Source organism: Streptomyces sp. BHT-5-2, assembly GCF_019774615.1.
Taxonomy (GTDB): Bacteria; Actinomycetota; Actinomycetes; order Streptomycetales; family Streptomycetaceae; genus Streptomyces.
On the sequence record NZ_CP081496.1, the window covers coordinates 3,521,411 to 3,540,986 of the forward strand.

Annotated in this window: 7 protein-coding genes; all 7 read right to left on the bottom strand. The window is 72.0% G+C overall.

Annotated elements, in window-relative coordinates; translation table 11 throughout:
- Nucleotides 1-44 precede the first annotated feature (44 nt).
- Genes K2224_RS15695 through K2224_RS15725 form a run of 7 tightly spaced genes read right to left on the bottom strand, consistent with a single transcriptional unit; the run spans nt 45 to nt 19,498 of the window.
- Nucleotides 45-1,817, bottom strand: a complete 1,773-nt coding sequence (locus K2224_RS15695; protein ID WP_221907133.1) for an ABC transporter ATP-binding protein — start codon at nt 1,815-1,817, stop codon at nt 45-47.
- Nucleotides 1,814-3,574 carry an ABC transporter ATP-binding protein gene (locus tag K2224_RS15700; RefSeq protein WP_221907134.1) on the bottom strand — a complete coding sequence of 587 codons (1,761 nt, stop codon included), beginning with the start codon at nt 3,572-3,574 and terminating at the stop codon, nt 1,814-1,816. The genes K2224_RS15695 and K2224_RS15700 overlap by 4 nt, the downstream gene beginning before the upstream one ends.
- Nucleotides 3,567-4,358 carry a thioesterase II family protein gene (locus K2224_RS15705; protein ID WP_221907135.1) on the bottom strand — a complete coding sequence of 264 codons (792 nt, stop codon included), beginning with the start codon at nt 4,356-4,358 and terminating at the stop codon, nt 3,567-3,569. The genes K2224_RS15700 and K2224_RS15705 overlap by 8 nt, the downstream gene beginning before the upstream one ends.
- A complete protein-coding gene (locus tag K2224_RS15710; protein ID WP_221907136.1) occupies nt 4,355-5,389 on the bottom strand; it encodes a Gfo/Idh/MocA family oxidoreductase in 1,035 nt (344 codons plus the stop codon). Before K2224_RS15710 ends, K2224_RS15705 begins: the two co-directional genes overlap by 4 nt.
- Complete coding sequence (locus K2224_RS15715; protein ID WP_221907137.1) at nt 5,386-6,528, bottom strand: SDR family NAD(P)-dependent oxidoreductase; 1,143 nt, start codon at nt 6,526-6,528, stop codon at nt 5,386-5,388. The genes K2224_RS15710 and K2224_RS15715 overlap by 4 nt, the downstream gene beginning before the upstream one ends.
- Entirely contained in the window at nt 6,525-12,134 is a 5,610-nt protein-coding gene (locus tag K2224_RS15720) for a non-ribosomal peptide synthetase (protein ID WP_221907138.1), read from the bottom strand. Before K2224_RS15720 ends, K2224_RS15715 begins: the two co-directional genes overlap by 4 nt.
- Nucleotides 12,131-19,498, bottom strand: a complete 7,368-nt coding sequence (locus tag K2224_RS15725) for a non-ribosomal peptide synthetase (protein ID WP_221907139.1) — start codon at nt 19,496-19,498, stop codon at nt 12,131-12,133. The genes K2224_RS15720 and K2224_RS15725 overlap by 4 nt, the downstream gene beginning before the upstream one ends.
- Nucleotides 19,499-19,576: the final 78 nt, after the last annotated feature.

Consider the following 19,576-nt stretch of genomic DNA (forward strand, 5'->3'; position numbering starts at 1 on the left):
TCTCCTGGTTTCCTGGTTTTCTTGTTCCCGGCTGATTCGGATGTTCAGGATTCGCCGGCCGGTATATGGGCGGGCGTCAGCAGTGGGGTTTCTCCCACGTGTGAGCGCCAGAACTGCGCGTACCTGCCGTTCCGTTCGAGGAGGTCCTCGTGGGTGCCGTGTTCGACCACGGCGCCGCCGTCGAGGAAGGCGATCGAGTCGGCCTGTGTCACCGTGGCCAGGCTGTGCGCGATGACCAGGACCGTGGCGTGCCCGGCGAGCAGCCGGATGGATTCGGCCACCACGGCTTCGGTTGTCGGGTCGAGGGCGGCGGTGGCTTCGTCGAACAGCACCACCGGGGCGTTCTTCACCAGGGCCCGTGCGATGGACACCCGCTGACGTTCGCCACCGGAGAGCGCCCGGCCTCCTTCGCCGACGCTGCTCTGCCATCCGTCGGGAAGGCGTTCGGCGATCTCGGTCACCGCCGCGAACTCCGCGGCGCGCCGTACCTGTTCATCGGTGGCTTCGGGGTTGCCCAGGCGGATGTTGGCTTCCAGGGTGTCGTCGAACAGGTAGACGTCCTGGAAGACCAGGGACAGCTGGGCCATCAGGTCATCTGTGGCGAAGTCGCGGACGTCGGTGCCGCCGAGGGTGACGGCCCCGTCCTGGACGTCCCAGAAGCGTGCGATCAGTCTGGTGAGGGTGGTCTTCCCGCTCCCGGACGGGCCGACCAGCGCCACCATCGAGCGGTGCGGAACGGTCAACGACAGGCTGTTCAGGACGGGTTGGCCACGCCGTTCGTGCCCTGGCCCGGGCTCATAGGCGAAGGTGACGTCGTGGAAGGCGATGTCGTGCCGTGGTGGCACCGGGCTCGGCGTGGCCGGTTCCGGGAGTCCGTCGAGCTCGACGAGATCGCGGACGGCACCAACTTCCACAGCCGAACGGCGCAGCGCCGTACCGAGTTCGGCCAGGATCTTCAGCGGGCCGGTGAACTGTGCGCACAGTCCGATCAGCGCGACCACGTGGACCGGGTCGGCGGTGCCGTGCACCGTCAGGTAGACGCCCAGCGTCACGGCGGCGCCGAACGCGGTCTGGACGACGAGGCCCTGCAGGACCAGGCCGAGCACCGAGGACCAAAGGGCCCGCCGTCCGGCCCTGCGCTGTGCGTCGATCGCGTCGTCGAGCGGTGTGTACGCGGTTCCTTCGATGCCCGCGGCACGCAGCGTCAGCTGTTTCTCCGCGAATTCGAGGAGTCGGGTGTTGGTGGCCGCCGCGGCGTCGTGGATCCGCCGTTCGGCTGCGCCGTTGCGGCGGCCGGCGACGGTTGCCGACAGCCAGATGACGGGTGCGGCGGCCAGCAGGGCCAGCCCCATGCGCCAGTCGTAGAAGCAGGTCGCGACCGCGACGGTGAGCGGCGTGACGACATGCAGTGTCAGCGGTACCAGGATGTCCATCGCCGTCTGTGCGACGAACATCGTGCCCCGCACCGCGACGTGCGAGGTGCGCCCCGTGGTCGCGGGGGTGAACCAGCCGATCGGCAACTCGACGAGCCGCCGGCCGATGCGACGGTGCATGGCGACGATGACGTCCATCGCGAGGTGGAATCCCCACATCGTCACCCGCGCCAGCAGCGTGCCGCCAGCCGCCGCGACCAGGCCGAGCACGGCCAGCCAGCACCAGGCCGCCCCGGCATCGTTCCGGTAGAGCGACAGCAGCACCGGCACCAGCGTCGCCAGCGCGATCCCCTGGAGCACACCGACCAGCGTGGCGAGGGCCAGGAAGCCGCGGAACGCACGGCGGGTAGCGGTGCCGCCGATGGATATGAGCGCGGATATCACCGGGTCACCTCACAGAGGTCGTCGTTCCACATGCGGGCGTAGACGCCCCCGTGCTCCAGCAGTTGGGCGTGGGTGCCCTGCTCCACGACGCGGCCGTGCTCCAGCACCACGGTGTTGTCCGCCTCCTTCGTGCTGTCGAGCCGATGCGTGATCACGATGACGGTGCGGTCCGCGGTCAGGCGCCGGAGGGCGGCGTTCAGCAGCGCCGCCGCGTCCGGGTCGATCGCGGATGTCGCCTCGTCGAGCACCAGCACCGGGGTGTCCGCCAGCAGCAGGCGGGCGATGGCGATGCGCTGGGCTTCCCCGCCGGACAGGCGGGCGTCCGTGCCGACCACCGAGTCGTATCCGTTGGGCAGTGCGAGGATCCGTTCGTGGATCAGCGCCTCGCGGGCCGCGCGTTCGACCTCCGCGCGGGTGGCGTCCGGGCGGCCGAGGGCGATGTTGTCGGCCACCGAGACGGCGGGCAGCTGCGGTTGCTGGAGCAGCACCCCGACGGTGCGGTACAGCTGCCGGGTCGGGATGTCGCGGACGTCCACTCCCCCGATGCGGATCTGCCCCCGGTCGACGTCGTGGAACCGTGCCAGCAGCGCCGTCAGCGTCGACTTTCCCGCGCCGGACGGCCCGACGAGGGCGGTCGTGGTGCGGGCGGGGAAGGTGAGCGTGATGTCGTGCAGTACGGGCTCCTCCGCGCGATATCCGAAGCCGACGTCACGCACCTCGACCGTCGCGTCGCGCAGCTCCGCCCCCCGGTCCGTGGCCGGGAGCTCCGGCTCGTCGAGCAGGCGGACGATACGTCCCGCGGCCTCGGCCGCGTCGGCCCGGGCCTGGGCACTGGTCGCGACCGTGAGGATGGCCGCTGGCAGCATCATGGCCACGGCCGACACCACCAGCAGCGAGGCGGCTCGCGTCCAGCCCTGCTGCACGCTCCAGACGCCCACCGCGCACACCGCGCAGGCCATCACCGACGCGGTGAGGAACACGCTCGCGACGGCCTGGGCGCGCATCGCGGGCCGGACGAGGCCGGTGAACTCCGCACGGAACCGCTCGGAGACCGCGGTGAAGCGCCCGTACTTCTCGCCCGCCTTGCCGAACACCTTCAGCACCACGACCCCGCGGAAGTAGTCCGTGATCGCCGCGCTGACGGCCGCGAGTTCGGCGGAGACACGCGCCATGATCTCCCGGTTTCCGGTCTTGGACAGCGCCGCGAACACGGTGAAGTACAGGACCATCGGAGCGATCACCGCCAGCCCGAGCCGCCAGTCGACGGCGAAGCAGAAGAGCAGTCCGGCGGCCGGTGTGAGCACGCCGGCGACGGACTCGACGAGGGTGTGCGCGACGAGCTGGTGGAGCGAGTCGACGTCGTTCTGCACGATCTGCCGCACCCGCCCCGAGGAGTGGGCTCCGAACCACCCCAGCGGCAGCCGTCCCAGCTTGGCGCTCAGCGTACGGCGGAGCGTCGCCTGGAGTTCGACGTCGGCGAAGTGCGTGATCAGCAGGGCGACAAAGCCGCACGTCGACTGGATGCCGAGCCCGGCGATGAACCAGAGCAGCGGCCCGCTCACGTCCTGATGGAGGGTCAGTCCCTCGGCGAGATCCAGCAGGGCGAAGAACGGGACCACTGAGCACAGCGACCCGGCGGCCTGGATCGCGACCGCGACCGCGGTGGGGGCGACCACCGGCCGCAGGATCCGGAACAGCGGGCCGCCCGTGATCTTCCCTGACAGCCCCGGCTGCTGCCTGGTGTGCTGGTCAGACATCGGCGCACACCCCGCGGGCAGCACGGACATCGGCACCGGCACCGGCACAGATGGTGCTGATCAGCTCCGGGAGCTGGGTGTCGGGTGCCTGTAGGTAGAAGTGCCCGCCCGCGCACCGGACGGGGGCACGCCGCTGGGTGGCGAAGCCGTTCCACTCGCCGATGCGTACCGGGTCGATCTCGTCGTCGCGGTCGCCGAAGACCACGTGGATGTCCGGGATCACAGCGCCGGTGCAGGCGTATGTCTCCAGCAGCCGATAGTCCTCCCGCACCGCCGGAAGGAACATGTCGCGGAGTTCGGGCACCTGCCACAGCTCCGCGCTCGCCGGATTCTGCCGAACGATGTCGGCGATCAGCTTCGCGTCGGTGTCGCGGTGCAGTGCGGTGCCCACACCGCGGGATGGCGGGTTCTGCCCCGACACCACCACCTGAATGCCTCGGGCACCACGCGCCGCCAGCGCCGCTGCGGTCTCGTACGCCACCAGGGCACCCATCGAATGCCCGACGAGCACGGGCGCCGCCTCGGCGAGGCCGGCCGCCGCGAGGTCGTCCGCGATCGAGCGGGCGAGGCCGACGAGGCTGTCGCCATGCGGGTTGTCCCGGTGCCGCTCGTGCAGGCGGGCGTCCCGTCCGGGATAGGTGACGCCGAACAGCCGGGCCTTGGGTATCGCGCCGGTCCAGTGCAGAAAGAACCGTGGACTCCCCCCGGCGTGCGGGAAGATGACGACGGGTACGCCGCCTCCCCCGCTCGTCTCGGCATCGCTCAGCGGTGCCACTGCGTTCACGAACACACCTCCAGGTCATGGACGTTGATGAATCTCGGTGGTGAGGAGGGCAGGTCGGCGGGTCTGCCGAGACGTGCCGACACCGCCTCCCAGTGGCGGAGCACGGCGAGGTCCCGCTGCCCGACCGGCTGCCGCCCGGTGGTCAGCGCCTCGGCGAAGCCGCTGACTGCCCGGGTGATTCCCTCCGCCCACAGGCCGGTGAACACGGTGTCTCCGGTCCAGTCGTCCGGTCCGAGGACGTGTGACAGGCGCTGTTGCGGGTGGCGCAGCCGTCCCGGGACGTCCTCGTGCAACCGGGGCTCCCACCGGGTCGGGCCGTGGACGTGCGGCAGCGACAGCTCGCCGTCCGGTGTGCCGAGGACGAAGCCCATGAGGGGCTGGCAGTTGTCGTCGGGCGTGCGTGCGTCGTAGCCATTGCGAACCAGCACATCCACCGCGACACCTCCCCAGTCCGTGCTGACCAGGGACTTGGCCGTCGCCGCTGCCGGGTGCACCGCGAGGTCACCGCCCGGCGGGGAGGTGAGGATCCGGGACAGCACGCGCAGGCTGGAGTGCAGCACCTGGACGGTGGTGCGGAGTTCGACGCTGGTGATCGGGGAGACGGCGTCCAGCGCCCGCGCCGCGGCGATGAACCGACGGACCGGTCCCAGATGCTCGTAGAAGCCGGTCACCGCGAATACCGCTCCGGACCGTTTCGCGGCCCGTACCGAGCGCACGACGTCCGCGGAGTGCACCGGGAGCTCCTGGAGCACGGAGATGCCGCGTCGCAGCAGGTCACGGCAGATCTCGTCGCCCTGGCCGCCGACCATCGCGGAGCGGACCGCGACGACGGCCAGCTCGGCACCGTCGATCTCGTCCGTCCCGGCCAGGTAGCGCACCCCGAGTTCCGCCCCGAGGTCGCGTCCGGCCTGCCCGCCGGTGCCGGCCACGCCGACGAGTTCCACGGGTGAGCACGGACCGGCCAGCGCCCGCGCATAGTGCGCGCCGAAGGTGGCCCCGACCACCACCGCCCGTGGCCTGCCCCTGCTCACAGCTCGCCCTCCTCGAACTGTCCGGACTTCTCGGCCGGTTCGGAGGGATCGGGCAGGCCGGCGGCCGGGGCGGTGTCCAGAACGAGCGACACCCCGGGTACGTCCGTGGCCATGCGGTCCCAGAAGCGCCGGGCCTCGACGTACTCCGACATCCAGACCGCGCCGGTCCTGCCGAGCGGGTCTTCGAGGGCGGCCAGCGCGGCCACGGCCCCGGTGAGGGCATAGCTGTCGGCGCAGTGCAGGACAGTACGCACCGTGATCTGTCCCGAGGTGCCGTGTCCCGAGGTGCCCTGCAGGCTGATCCGGAAGTACGGTCGGGCCCCGGAGACCGCGGCGTCGATCGCCCGGAGCGTCTCGGTGTGGGTGCGTTCCTGGCCGAGCGCCCTGGACAGGGCCTGTTCGATCGGCGCCGAGCCGGTGATGTTGCCCCACCACAGGGCAGCGAGGCCCAACTCCTCGGCCGCGGCCCGGCATTCCTCGTCCAGGCTCACATGGGCGCGCGCGGTGCCGGGGAATGCCGCGGGGACGGCCATGCCGCTGTCCGGTGGCAGTGTGTGCAGGGCACCCCGCTGGTAGATCTTTCCGGGGTGACCGGTCCGGGCACGCACCGCGTGCAGGTACTCGTCGAGTCCCGCGCGGCTGAGCGGCTGCACCCCGCCGCAGTGGGCGTGGATCTCCGTCGTCGCGGGGTCCGCCAGCCGGGCGGCGACCGCGCGCACGGCCACACCGGCCAGCCCGGGCTGCACACCCGCGCCGAACACGGCGAGAGCGCCGTGCTTCTCGGCTGCTGCCGCCGTCGCGTCGATGACGGCCTGGTCGCCGCCGGCGTCGACGTAGCGGGCTCCGTGCCGCAGCGCCGTCTCCGCGGCCGCCGCGGAGTAACGGTAGGACGGCCCGGCGCAGTTGACGACGACATCCACCGGACCGGCCCGTCCGGCCAGGGCGGCGTCCACGGAGTCCGGCTCGTCGAGGTCCACCCGGACGGTGTCCGGGCTGCTCACCCCGTACGCCCGCAACTCCCATGCCAGCCGGGGCAGATCACGCCCCGCGGCGACGACATGGGCGTCCTCCCGGCCGAGTAGGGTCCGCACACAGGCCCGCCCCACCGCGCCGGAGGCGCCCAGCACCAGGTATTTCACGCGTCCCTCCCCCACACCTGCTGGAGAACATCCGTCACCGCGGCCGCCGCATCACCGGTGAGACAGTCGAAGTGGGTTCCGTCCACGTCGGTCACGGTGAGCTCACCGAGGCAGTACTCCTCCCAGAAGGCCGTCATGTCCTCCTTCAAGGTGGGCAGGAAGTGCAGGTCACCGCGCTGCCGCAGGAAGGTGATGTCGCCGAGGTAGCCGGGGCTCCGGAAGGAGGCGACCGCCTTCAGGCTCGCCGCGTACGACTCACGGAGCTCCAGCAACGTCTCCGGCGTCCAGGCGCCGGCCGGGTCGGAGGCAGCGAGCCGGTCCAGCCGAGCCCGCACACTGCCGGGTGCCGTGGCAACCGCCGGGCCCAACCTCGGGTAGCCAGCGGCGAGTTGTGCCACCGCGCCGTGGGGCACGCGGTCGGCGTAGTGGGCGCGTGCCTCGTTCAGCAGGTCGCCGAGTTCGTGCTCGTCGAAGTCGAGTCCGGCGTCGGCGGGGTCGCGGTACATCAGCCTGGCGAAGGAGTAGTCGAGCAGCAGCCCGTCCTCGATGACGAACGGGATGCGGTACGAGCTGACCACCGTCAGCGATCCGGGTGGGGTCCCGCGCTCGGCGAGCCGCTCGGCCATGCTCGCGGCGATCAGGCCGCCCATGCAGTAGCCGACCAGGTGGATCCGGCCGTCGGTCCGGTCCGGTCCGCTGTCGTCGAGCGCGCGGAGGTAGCGTTCGGCGAGGGTGCCGAACAACTCCTCCGGCGCGACGTCGATGCCGCCATCGCCGGGGGTGCGCCGCACGCCGAACACGGCTGGCCGCTCGGTCCGCGTCTCCAGCCGTGCCAGCAGATCGCGGTACGGGCCGAGCCCGCCGGAGCCGTCGTGGACGAAGACCACGGCATCGTCCTGCCAACGGCTGCCGCGGCCGTCGAGCACCTGGACCAGGGGCCGTTGCGCCTCCGCGGGCCCCTTGCCGTCGACGGTTCCCTTCCCGGTCTCCGTTCCGGCCGCCGTCGCGGTGGGGTCCGCCGTGCCGCCGTCGGAGAGCGCCCGTACGCACCCGGCCACCGTGGGGTCGGCGACGATCTCCCTCAGCAGCCGGTCCCACGGAATCGCCGCGGCCCCGGGGATCTCCCGCCGCAGCGTTCCCACGCAACGGGCGATCAACAGGGAATCGCCGCCGAGCTCGAAGAAGTTGTCACCGGCCGCGATCGGATGGTCCGGGCCAAGGCCCAGCATCTCGCGCCAGATCCGGGCCACGGGCCGGTGCTCGGCGTCCAGCGGTGCCGGTCCGCCTGCGCCGGTCGGGCGCTGCGGGCCGGTGCCCGTGCGCCCCGCCAGCTGTGCGACGGCCGCCCGGTCGACCTTGCCGTTCGCCGTCAGCGGGAGGGAAGGCAGCACGACCACGCGCGACGGAAGCATGTAGCGGGGCAGGCGCTGCGCGCCGGCTTCCAGGACCTGCGCGGGGGTGAGGGGCTCCTCGTCGAGCCGCGCGCCGGCGAAGAACACCGACTGCGCTGCCGGGCGCAGCACGCTGTCCTCGGCGGGGAAGTGCACACACCGCTCGAACCGCGACGCCTCCAGTGCGGCGTTCCACTGCTCCAGGGAGAAGAACGCATCACCGCTCACTGCCCGTTCATCCGTGAATCCGGTCAGCCCCTCCTTGAACTCCATCGACACCAGCAGTGGCGCGTTGACCTTCGTGGAGTCGATGACGGCCAGGGTGCCGCCGGGGGCGAGCAGCCCGTGCAGGCGGTCGAGGGCCGCGGGAATGTCCCGGGCGTTGTGGAGCACGTTGGCGCACAGGACGACGTCGAAGGAGCCCGGCGCCATGCCCTGCTCCTGCGGGTCCTCGTTGAGGTCGAAGAGCGCGACGTTCATCTCGGGCCATCGCTCGGCCGCTTCGTCGAGAAAGAACCGCGAGACGTCCGTGAACGTGTACTCGGCACGGCGCCCTTCGAGGGCGGCGAGCACCGGGGCAGTGGTGCCGCCGACACCGGCGCCGATCTCCAGGATCCGGAGCGGCTGTCCTGCGGCATTGCGCTGCCCGGCCCGCTCCCTGATGCCCGCGCAGATCAGGCCGTTGAGGTACCGGCTGGTGAGGTTCTCGGCATAGGCGGCCCGGGCGACATGCGTGCTGCCCTCGGGGAACAGCAACGCCAGGGGGTCGGCTTCGCCGGACAGCAGGGCGGAAAGTTCGGCGAGACAGCGCTCGACGTAGGCGAGCTGCTCGTCTCCGTAGTCGAGCGCGCGGCCGAGCTCGCGCACCTCGGACCACCGCCGCAGCAGCGCCGTCTCCTCGTGCAGCTCCGGGGCGACGGTGACGTTTCCGTCCGACACGGTGAGCCTGCCCTCGTCCTGAAGCGTGCGAATCCAGCGCCGTACCAGCGGCCGGTGGGCGCTGCCGCCGAGCGCGGCGACGAGGTCCTCGACGCCGGTGGTTCCCCGCGCGCACTCCTCGGCGACCTTGCTGCCCATCGCGTCGAGGGCCACCGCGTTCATGCGGGCGAGGAACTCGGTGAAGGCGTCGGCATCCAACTTGTCGATGAACGCCGCGTGTTCGGCCGCGACGGCCTGCTCGACCCGTTCTGCATCCCGCACTCCTTCGGCGCGCCGGTCCGGCCCGCGTCGGGGGACCACGCCCGCGAAGAGGGACTTGCCACGCCCGGTGTCGGCGGTCGCCGCGACGGCGGCCGCTATCCCCTCCGCGGAGCACAGTGCGGATTCGACCTCGGCGAGCTCGATGCGGTGCCCGCGGATCTTCACCTGGCCGTCGAGGCGTCCGAGGAACTCGATCTCCCCGTTCGGCAGCATCCTGCCGCGGTCGCCGGTGCGGTAGCAGCGTTCACCGTTGTCCGGGTGGCGGTAGAAGGCGGTCGAGGCCGTGGAGGCGGCCGAACCGGTGCCGCTGCCGGTGCCGAGGTATCCGGCGCCGACGCCGTCGCCGCCGATGTGGATCTCGCCCGGCTGTCCGGTGACGGCGGGCTCTCCGTCGGCGTTGAGGACCCAGATGCCCTGGTTGGGCAGTGCCGTTCCGTACGGAACGGACCGCGTGTCCGGCGGCAGCGGCTCGGTCACCTCGTGCAGGTTCGACCAGATCGCGGCCTCTGTCGCGCCGCCGAGTGCGAGGAAGCGGGCGTCGGGCGCGTGGCGCCACAGGTGCCCGGGCTGCCGTACCGGGACCCAGTCCCCGGAGACGAGCACCGCGCGCATGCCGGACAGCCGCCCCGCCGGAGCGCCCTCGTCGTCCAAATGGTCCAGCAGCAGCTGGAGTTGTTCGGGCACCGAGTTCCAGACCGTGACGCCGTGCTCCGCCACCGCGTGGGCCCAGGTCTGCGGGTCGGCGGTGACGCCCGAGGACGGCAGCACCACGCGCCCGCCCGCGGCGAGCACGCCGAAGACGTTGAACACCGACAGGTCGAAGGAGGGCCGCGAGACCGCCAGCACCGCGTCGTCCGCGGTCAGTTGGAGGAGCTCCTCCATCGCGTCGAGGGTGGTCGCGACCTGGTCGTGGGTGAGCGCGACTCCCTTCGGTGCCCCGGTGGAGCCGGACGTGAAGATGGCGTACGCGAGCTGTCCGGGGTCCACTGCCGCGATGTCCATGTCCCCGGCAGGCAGGAGCACGGTGTTCGGGTCGATCACGAACACGCCTGCTTCGGCGCCGTTTGCGGTGCTGGTGGCGGCGCGGGCTTCGGTGCCGGTTGCGGCGCCTGCTGTGGTTCCGACCCCGCTGTCGCTGAGCGTGGCGATGATGTGCTCCCGGCGGGCGGCGGGCCACTCCGGGTCGACGGGCACGAAGTAGCAGCCCGCGGCGAGCACGCCGATCTCCGCCGCGATCTGGTCCGGGCCCGGCGGCAGCGCCACCACCACCGGACTGCCCGGCCGTACCCCGGCGCCGGCGAGCATCCGGGTGACCGCGGATGCCCGCTCGGCGAGCTCTCCCCTGCTCACGGTGGCGCCGGTGCCGGAGTGCACGACCGCGACGGCGTCGGGGTCGGCCTGGGCGTGCTCCCGTATTCGGGTGTGCAGCGCGCCCCTGGAACGCCGCGGCACGCGTGTCACCGCCGGCAGCGCGCGGCGGTCGAGGAGGTCGCGGTCCCAGGCCGACTCGTCCGCCGCCAGCAGTTCCACGGCGCCTACGAAGTCCCCGAACGCGGCGTCCAGCACGCTCTCCTCGATCCCGCCGTTCCTGCTGTCCCAGACCAGCGAGGCCCCGCCGCCGTGCGGGGCGGCCTGCACATCGAGCAGGACCTGCGGAGTCTGGCTGAGCCCGGCCTCCACGACGGGCCGGAGCCGGCGCCCGATGCCCGTTCCCGACCCCGTGCCGGCGCCCACGGTCGAGGTGAGCACCACCTGCGGGGTGCTGTTCTGCCCCTCCTGTCGGCGCGCCAGCATCCGGCCCACTTCGACGCCGCTGACCGCGCCGTGGTCCATCGCCTCGAACAGGGAGTCCCGCGCCCGGCGCGCCAGGTCGGCGAAGGGCACATCGGGCTGTCCGGGGGCCTCGGCCAGAGCGGTCGAGGTGAAGTCCCCGACGATCCGGTCCACGTCCTCCGTGACCGGGCTGCGGTCCAGGACCGTCGCGGTCACCAGGGAGCGGTCGGCGTCGGTGTAACGCCGGGCCACCCGCCCGAGCACCGCGAGCAGCAGCGCGGACGGCGTCACCCCGCGCGACCGTGCCGCGGCGGTCAGGGCCGCCCAGCGCTCCGGCTCGACGAGATGGCTGCGCCGCGTGTAGCGGACCGGTCCGCGTTCCCGGGCCTGGTTCCGGCCCGGGGCCCGGAGGGAGGGCGGGAACCGCATGGCCGGCGGGAGCTGTTCGCTGCGCTCCTGCCAGTACTCCTCGTCCCGGGCCCGGGCTGCGCGCGCCCGCGCCGTACCCGCCCTCCTGCCCATCGTCAGGATGTAGTCGCGGAAGCTGAGGGACGGTTTCGCCAGGGGCGTCTCCGGGTCGTCGAGGACCGTTTCGAAATCCTGGAGGATCACTTCGAGGCCGCGGAAGTCGGTGAGGAGCAGATCCACCGACAGGTGCAGCACCGACTGGTCCGGGCCGCGCGTGACCACTGCGTCGATCATGGGGCCGCCACCGAGCTCGTAACTGCGGTGCTGGAGCTGCGACCGCACGACACGCCGGGTCTCGTCGAACGCCTCGGAAGTCGGGCAGTCGTGGACGAGGAGCGGTACCTCCATGCCGGACTCGATCCGCTGCCATCCGTCCGGGGAGACCGTCACGCGCAGCATCTCGTGGCAGTCGACGACCCGCTGCCATGCCTGCCGCAGCCGTCCGGCCGGTCCCGCCAGGTCGTCGGGGAGGACGAACTCGGCGTAGCCGTGGCAGCCGACGCCACCGTCCTCGTAGGCGTCCGTCCGGCCGACGAGGTAGGCGGCCTGAACATCGGTGAGGGGGAAGGGCCGGTCGGCGTTGTCCGGGTCCCGCACCGCGGCCTCGCGAGCCGCGAGCACCGCGATGACCTCCTCGCGCCGTGCCGCGACCTGCTCGCGCAGCTCGGGCCCGAAGGCGCCGGTCGGGGCCTTGAAGCGGAGCTTCCCGTCTTCCAGCCACAGATCGACGCCCCTCATCTCGATCCTGTCGATCAGCTGCTGGACGGAGGTCATAGCTCACCTGCTTCGTAGTCGTCGTCTGCCGTGTCTGCCGTGTCGGTCGCGAGGTTCGCCACCGCAGCGGTGAATGTCCCAAGGTCCGGATGGGACAGGAGAGTTCGCAGTGTGATCCGCGGGTGGACCTGCTCCTGGAGGGCGCGGACGCAGCGCGTCGCCCGCAGTGAATCGCCCCCGGCGCGGAAGAAGTTCGCCCCGTCCCGGGGCAGTTCCGTGCCGAGCGCGCGCTCCCATGCCTGCCGGATGAGCGCGTCGAGCCGCCCGGCGCCGGACTGCCCGGGATCCGGCTCCTCGGCGACCGGCCGTGCGCACGCGGACCCGGCGAAGTCGCGCAGCCGGCGTGCGACCCCGTCCACCACGGCCTGGGCCCGCCGGGAGCCGATGAGCTGGGTGACGTGGTCGGCCGTGATGTGCAGCCCCCGGCAGTCGTCGTGGACCTGGAGGTCGAGCACCGTCTGCGGGGTCTGCGAGCAGCTGAACACCAGCCGCCCGAACCCGAAGTCGTCGGAGCGCAGCGCGGGATCCTGCATCCCGAGCCCACAGGTGAACACCACGGGATACATGCCGCGCACCGGATCCCCCGTCTCCTGCACCGCGTTGCGCTGCTGATCGATGGCGGTGACGGTGCGGTGGTCCCGCGCCGCGGCCAGTTGCAGCTGGGCGCTCCGCCCGACGGGGACGAGGTCGCCGCCGTCGGCCACCTGCGCACCGACCAGCGTCAGCGAGGTGAAGTCGCCCACCACCGTGTCGATGCCCGGCACGGTCAGGTCGCGGTCGAAGGTGGTGACGTTGACCGCGAACCGTTCCTGGCCACTGCACTCCGCGAGTTCGGCGGCGTACGCGGCGAAGATCAGCGCGGCGGGCGTGAGACCCGCATCCGCCGCCGCGGCGCGGACCGCGTCCCACTCCCCGCGGTGCAGGCCGGTGCCCACCCGATCGAAGACGGGCCGTTCGGTCAGCGCGACGATCTGCGCCGCGCTGACGAGCGCGGGCGCTTCGGGCACAGGGTTGGCGGCCCAGTACGCGGAGTCCCGCTCCGTCGGTGCCACGGTGCTGCACAACCACGGGCGCTGGGAGACGTAGTCGGCGAAAGAGGCGCGCAGCGGGTCGAGTTCCGCCGCCGTGCCCCCGGCGTAGAGTGCGCCGATCTCCCGCAGCACCCGCCACATCGAGGCACCGTCGAGCATCAGGTTGTCCATCCCGATCCCGATCCGGGTCCCGGGCGAACCCGGGCTGGCCGACCGACCGATGCGCACCGTGAGCGGGCCACGCCGGACGGGGTCGGGGACCTCCGCGGCGGTGCTCTCCCGCGGATCGTCGGCGAATTCGACGGGCGGGTGCACCGGCCGGTCCCCGACACGGCCGGTCATGACCCCGTCCTCATCAACGACCGTGGTGCGCAGGGCCGGATGCCGGAGCACCACGGCCTCGACGGCGGCGGTGAAGCGATCGGTGTCGAGCTCCGGCGCGTCGAACTCGAAGTAGCAGTGCGAGGCGACACCCCCGAGCAGCTGCTGCTCGCTGCGGCCGATCAGGTATGCCTGCTGCACCTTGGTCAGGGGGAAGGCAGTGGTGTCCGCGGCGGTTCGGGGGTCCGCGCCCGCGTCCGGGGAGGCCGCCGCGGACAGCGGAGCCGCAGGCTCGTCTTCGCGCGCCGACCGGGCGATGTGCCGCGCCAGTTCGCCGAGCACCGGGATGTTGAACAGGTCGGCAAGCCGAACGCCGGTGAAGCCATGGGTGTGCAGCTCGGCGAGAACCCGCGTGGCCGCGAGCGAGTCGCCGCCCAGCGCGAAGAAGTCGTCGTCCGCCCCGGCCGTGCGTGTAGCCTCCGGCAGACACCGCCGCCACAGGACGGCAAGGAGCTCCTCGATGCCGGTGCGGGATGTTTCTTCCCGCTCCTTCTGTTGCTTCTGTGTGTTCTGTCGCTTCCGTTCCTTCCGGCGTGCCGGGATGTCCGATGGAGGCGGCAGCTGGAGCTCAGGCACCGGCGCGGCTGTGCGGGCGGGAGCGTCGGCGGCCATCTCATCCCCATCGCCACCCTCGTACCGCTCGTACCGGGCATGTACGAGGGCGAGTTGCGGGGTAGGCGCGCAGACCGAGACGGGACGCCAGCCCCGTTCCGTCAGCCAGTTCCACCAGCTGGGCACCGGCCACAGCGGCGTGGTCGCCGGGTCGGCGATGCGGGAGTCGAGCAGCGCGGTCACCAGGGAGGCCGGGGCGGGCTCGGTCACCTCGGCCAGCAGGAGCGCGGCCCCGGGCGCGACGGGCATGTCGGTGAGCATGGCGGCCAATCCGGTGTCCCGGTGCAGCGCGCCCAACGCAAGGACGACGTCCACCGGCATCTCCGGCAGCACGGCGAGAGATTCCAGACCCCGCTCCTCGCCGAGATCGCGCAGCAGCGGAGAGCACTCGACCGGGACCCACTCGATGTCCGTCCCCGCCAAGTGCCCGGCGAGAACGCTGTGCAGCAGCCCGGTCCCGGCGCCGAGGTGGGCCACCCGCACTCTGCCGCCCACGGCCTCCGCCGCGCGACGCAGCTCGCCGCACACCTGCGTCAGCAGTCCGCCGGCCTCAAGAGAACGGGTCAACAGCGCCTCCGGCGCGAGTCGTTCGTGCTCCAACAGCCGCGTGACTCGCACCTCGCCGGTGAGGCAGTGCGCGAGGAACTCGGCGTCCGCGGCGTGCGGTTCGCCCGCCGCCTCCAGGTCGGCGAGTGCGGTGCGCCACCGGTCGAACACCGGCGCCAGCGCGGGCCTGACCTGCTGCGGGTCCACGCGCTGCACACAGCGGCGCAGTGTGGCCACCAGCTCGTCGCGGTCCGGCGCACACACCGCAGCGGACGGTGCCGCAGGGGCGGCGGCCGGTGCTCTCCCGCTGCTCCCCGTGAGGCGCCGGATCCGACCCACGAACCGGGAGAACGCCCGCTCCAGAAAGCCCGGTTCCAGGACGTCGTCCGGACAGTCCCAGCGCAGTTCGATCCCCTCGCCGCGCGGCACCACCTGGCAGTCGATCAGTACGCCGGGAGTCCTGGTGTGCGACCAGACCGCCTTGACCTCGCCACAGAAAAGGCGCTGCGCCGACGACAGGCCGAGGGTGCTGGTAAAGACGACGGGGAAGGCCGCACGGCCTGCCCGGGCGACATCCCGCTCGCCGGGCGCGTACCCGGCAACGGCCCGACCCAGCGCATGGTGCACCTCCCGGGCGCCGATCTCCGGACCGCAGCGGCACAGCGCGAGTTCGGTGAAGTTGCCCAGCACCTCCGAGGAGACGTCCGTGGGCCGGCGGGACATCGGCACGCTGATGTCCACGGCGTCCACGCCGAGGGTCTCCGCGAGGGACTGCCCGAACTCGGCCAGCAGCAGCGATGACGTGGTGACCTGCTGCCCCCTGGCGACGCGGGTCAGTGCGCCGGTCTCATCGGGGTCAAGGTGCACCCCGCGCGAGCGGATGGCGGCCGACTCACCGGGAATCCGCCGTACCGGAAGCTCCGGCGGCCGCAGTACACCCGCCGCGTCATCGGGGGCATCGGCCCGGAAGCCTGCTCCCTCAGCCTCCTCGGCCTCCCCTGCCTCCCCTGCCTCCTCGGCTTCTTCGGCGGCGGTCCGTGCCGCGTACCGGCCGAACTCCGCCAGGGAAGGATCGATCGGCTCCGCCGACTCGGTCCCGCACGCCTCGGATATCAGCGTGTTGAGTACGCCCATGAGGCTCCGCGCATCGAGCCCGAGGTAATTGAGGCTGAGCCCGATCTCCCGTTCGTGGCCCCGTACCGCCACTGCGGTCAGCACGCCGGCAGACGGTTCGGTCTCGTCGTCCAGGCCGGCCAGGTAGGCGCGCAAGCGGTCCGCAGCCCGGGCAGGGTCGCCCGCGTCGAGCCAGGTGAGCGGAGGGAGTTCGGGGAGTTCGTGGGGCGGCAGTACGCGCTGTGCCGCGTCCCCGTGGCGTATGCACCGCAGTCCGTCGAGGCGGGCGCACACGACGTCGATCGCCTTCGACCACGCGTCGAAGTCGACCGGCCCGGCGGAGCTGATCACGACCGAGTACCGCGGTGCCGTACGGACGACCCCGCGGATCCCGTCCGCGCCGAGCGCGTACGCACGCTGCAACGGGGTCAGCGGGAATGTCCGCGCGGCCTCCTCGGAGGCCGTGTCCCGGAGGGCCGGCGCGTCCTGCGGGACCTGTGCGTCCGACGCACCCTGCACCGACGGCGTCCGCACCGCGGTGCAGACCGCTGTGAACGCTCGCAGCGCCGGATTGGCGAACAGCTGGTCCACTCCGGCTTCGATGCCCCGCTCCCGCAGCCCCGCACAGACCCGGGTCGCGGCGAGGCTGTCCCCGCCGAGAACGAAGAAGTTGTCGTCGGGGGCGAGCTGCTCCACGCCGAGCACACGACGCCACTCCGCCGCGACCTCGCTGTCACGGTCCACGCCGCTGGGACTCGGGGACGCCTCAGACCCGTCCGACTCCAGCCGCGCGGCAGCCCACCTCCGGTCCACCTTGCCGTTCGCGGTGAAGCGCAGCTCCGCGGCCTCGGCGATCACCGTTGGCACCATGTAGTGCGGCAGGTCGCAAGCGAGCCGTTCACGGAGCACCCCGGCATCAAAGGGCGCCGGCGCGGATACGTCCGATGCAGCGGATACGTCCGATGCATCCGGGACGACCAACGCACCCAGCGCCGTCCGGTTCCGGATCGGTGTCACCACGGCCGCCGAAACGCCCCCGACTCGCCGGATCGCGTGCTCGATCTCGCCGCATTCGACGCGATGGCCCCGGACCTTCACCTGCGTGTCCAGCCTGCCGAGGATGAACAGCAACGGCCCTTTCCGCCAGACCCCGAGGTCGCCCGTGCGGTACCACCGCTCCCCCCGCCCGTCGGTGACGAACCGCTGGACGGTGAGCTCCGGCGCGCGGTGGTACCCGGTGGCCACCCCCGCGCCGCCGATCCACAGTTCACCGGCGACCCCGTTGGGACGGTCCCGTCCCTCGTCATCGACGACGCGGTACTTCTGTCCCGACAGCGGCACGCCATACGGAATCGACCGCCACTCCGGGTCGATGTCGTCCTGCGAACGGATCACGTACGCGTTGGACCAGATGGACGCCTCGGTGGCGCCACCCATCGCCACCAGCACCGCCTTCGGCGCGGCCTCCCGCAGCCTGCGGAACAGCCCCGGGTCGATCCAGTCCCCGGAGCACATCACCGTGCGCAGCGAGTCCAGTTCGTCGTTGGCGGCGAGCAGCATCTCGACCAGGCCGGGAACGGTGTTCCACACCGTCACCCCGAAGCGGCGGACCAGCTCGCCCCATATGAAGGCGTCCCGCCGGGCGTCCTCGGGGATGGTGACGACCGCCCCGCCGCAGGACAGCGGACCGAGGATGTCGTACACGCTCAGATCGAAGTCCAGCGCGGACACCGCGAGCACCCGGTCGTGGCGGCCGACCGCGTTCCGGACGTTGACGTCGGCCACTGTGTTCAGCGCCGCGCTGTGGGCGATCGCCACCCCCTTGGGGGCCCCGGTCGAGCCGGACGTGTAGATGATGTACGCAAGCCCGTCGCCCGCTGCTGCCACCGGCTCGGGCAGCGGATCGTGACCGGCGGCACCGGCGGCGAGGTCGTCCGCGGTGAGCACCAGCCCGGCCCCGGCCGCCTCGGCGATGGCCTGCGCACGCGCGTCCGGCACATCGACGCCGATCGGCAGATAGGTGCATCCCGCGTACAGCACCCCGAGCACCGCCACGACCTGTGACGGTCCCTTCGGCAGCCGGATCGCGACGACCGCGCCGGGGGCGACCCGCGCATGGACCGCGGCGGCCAGTCGCAGTGCCCTGTCGTCCAGTTCGGCATAGGTCAGCCGCCCGGACTCCCCGACACCGACGGGGTCACCGCTCTCGCGGTACTGCCGCGGATCCCAGAGCACCGCCTCGGCGTGCGGATGCTCGCCGACCCGCCGACGGAAGTCCTCGTAGAGCAGACCGGTTGTGCGGGCGGGCGCGGTCGAGTTGACCGCGAGCCGCTCATCGACCGTGCTACGGCACAACTCCAGTTGCGGAGCGCCGTGTTCGATGACCTCGCGGAGCGATTGCACGAACAGCTCGTAGATCTCACGCGCCATTCCGTCGGGCAGCACATCGCGGCGCACATCGAACGCGACCTCCACACCCGCGCTCGTCAGCCGGAAGACCCGGCAGTCAATGATCACTTGTGGTGTCGTCGAAGAGAACTCGGGCTCACCGAGCGCCGCCACGGCATCGTCACCGAAGATCGGCCGCTTCGCCGCGAACGTGAACACGTAGGGAGACAGGCCGGGATGCCCGCTTCCGGCCTTGAGCGCCTCGCGCAGCTCCGTCGTCGCCTCGACACCGCGCGAGATCCGGAACCTGAGCTCGTCACCGACCTCACGCACGGCCTCGGCGAATGTGTCCATGGCATCGGGACGCGCGCGGTGCGCGTAGGTGACCGTACGGTCCACCACCTCGTCCTCGGTGCCGGTGGCGTCAACGCTGGTCACCGTCACCAGGAACTCAGCGCTCGAAGAGAACCGGCGCAGCGCCCGCTCGTACAGCGCGAGCACCAAGGCCGCCGTCGTGCAGCCCAGTTCCTGCGCCCGCCCCTCCAGCCGACTCCAGTCGGCGTTACCGAACCGGGTGGTCAGCCGCTCCACGAGCGGATGCGCAGCCAGGTCCGCCTCGGCTCCGCCAGCAGGCCCGTCGGGCGGTGCGGCCGCGGCGGTACACCGCGGCAGTTGAGGCGGCGCGAACAGTTCGACTGGCCGGGCGTCGACGACTTCCTGCGCCACCGCCGGCCGTGGCCGCCGGGCCCGGCGCAGGCGCACCCGTACGTCCCCCAACTCCCGGTACTCCGGGAGGACGTCCCTACCCAACACCGCGGCCAGCTGCGAAGCCAGCACGCCGATCGCGGCGATGTCCGCGATCGCCAGGGAGATCGCCAGATGCATCGTGGTCGTCCCGTCGGGCAGCTGGCTGACCTCCACCGCCCACGTCCGCCCCCCGACCAGATCCAGTGACTCCGTCAGCATCCGACGCCGCGTCACTGCCACTGCCTGGGCCACGTCCCCGGGCTCCAGCCTCCTCAGATCGTGCCGGCGCAGCCGTGGCGGAACGACCTGCGCCTCCTCCAAGGTCTCCGCGTCGGCGAACCGCAGCCGCAGAGACGGATTGGCTGTCAGAGCGACGACGGCATCACCGAGCCGCCCCACGTCGATGCTCCTGCCGCTGAACTCCAGGTACGCGACGCAGTCGAGGCCCCCCAGCGGCAGCCCTGGATCACGCCCGGCGAAATACGCGCTCTGCACCGCCGTCGCCGGCAGCTGCCCTCCACTGCTGTTACCGATCCGACCTCTCATGTTGAAAATGGTAATCATGCTCATTCACGGCATGCAACTCGCCCCTTCCCCGCGTGGCACCTCACTCCGACCTCGGAC

What these genes read in the sequence shown, in the direction of transcription:
- K2224_RS15700 (WP_221907134.1), bottom strand. Translation starts at nt 3,574, where the DNA reads ATGTCTGACCAGCACACCAGGCAGCAGCCGGGGCTGTCAGGGAAGATC.
- K2224_RS15720 (WP_221907138.1), bottom strand. Translation starts at nt 12,134, where the DNA reads ATGACCTCCGTCCAGCAGCTGATCGACAGGATCGAGATGAGGGGCGTC.
- K2224_RS15725 (WP_221907139.1), bottom strand. Translation starts at nt 19,498, where the DNA reads ATGAGAGGTCGGATCGGTAACAGCAGTGGAGGGCAGCTGCCGGCGACG.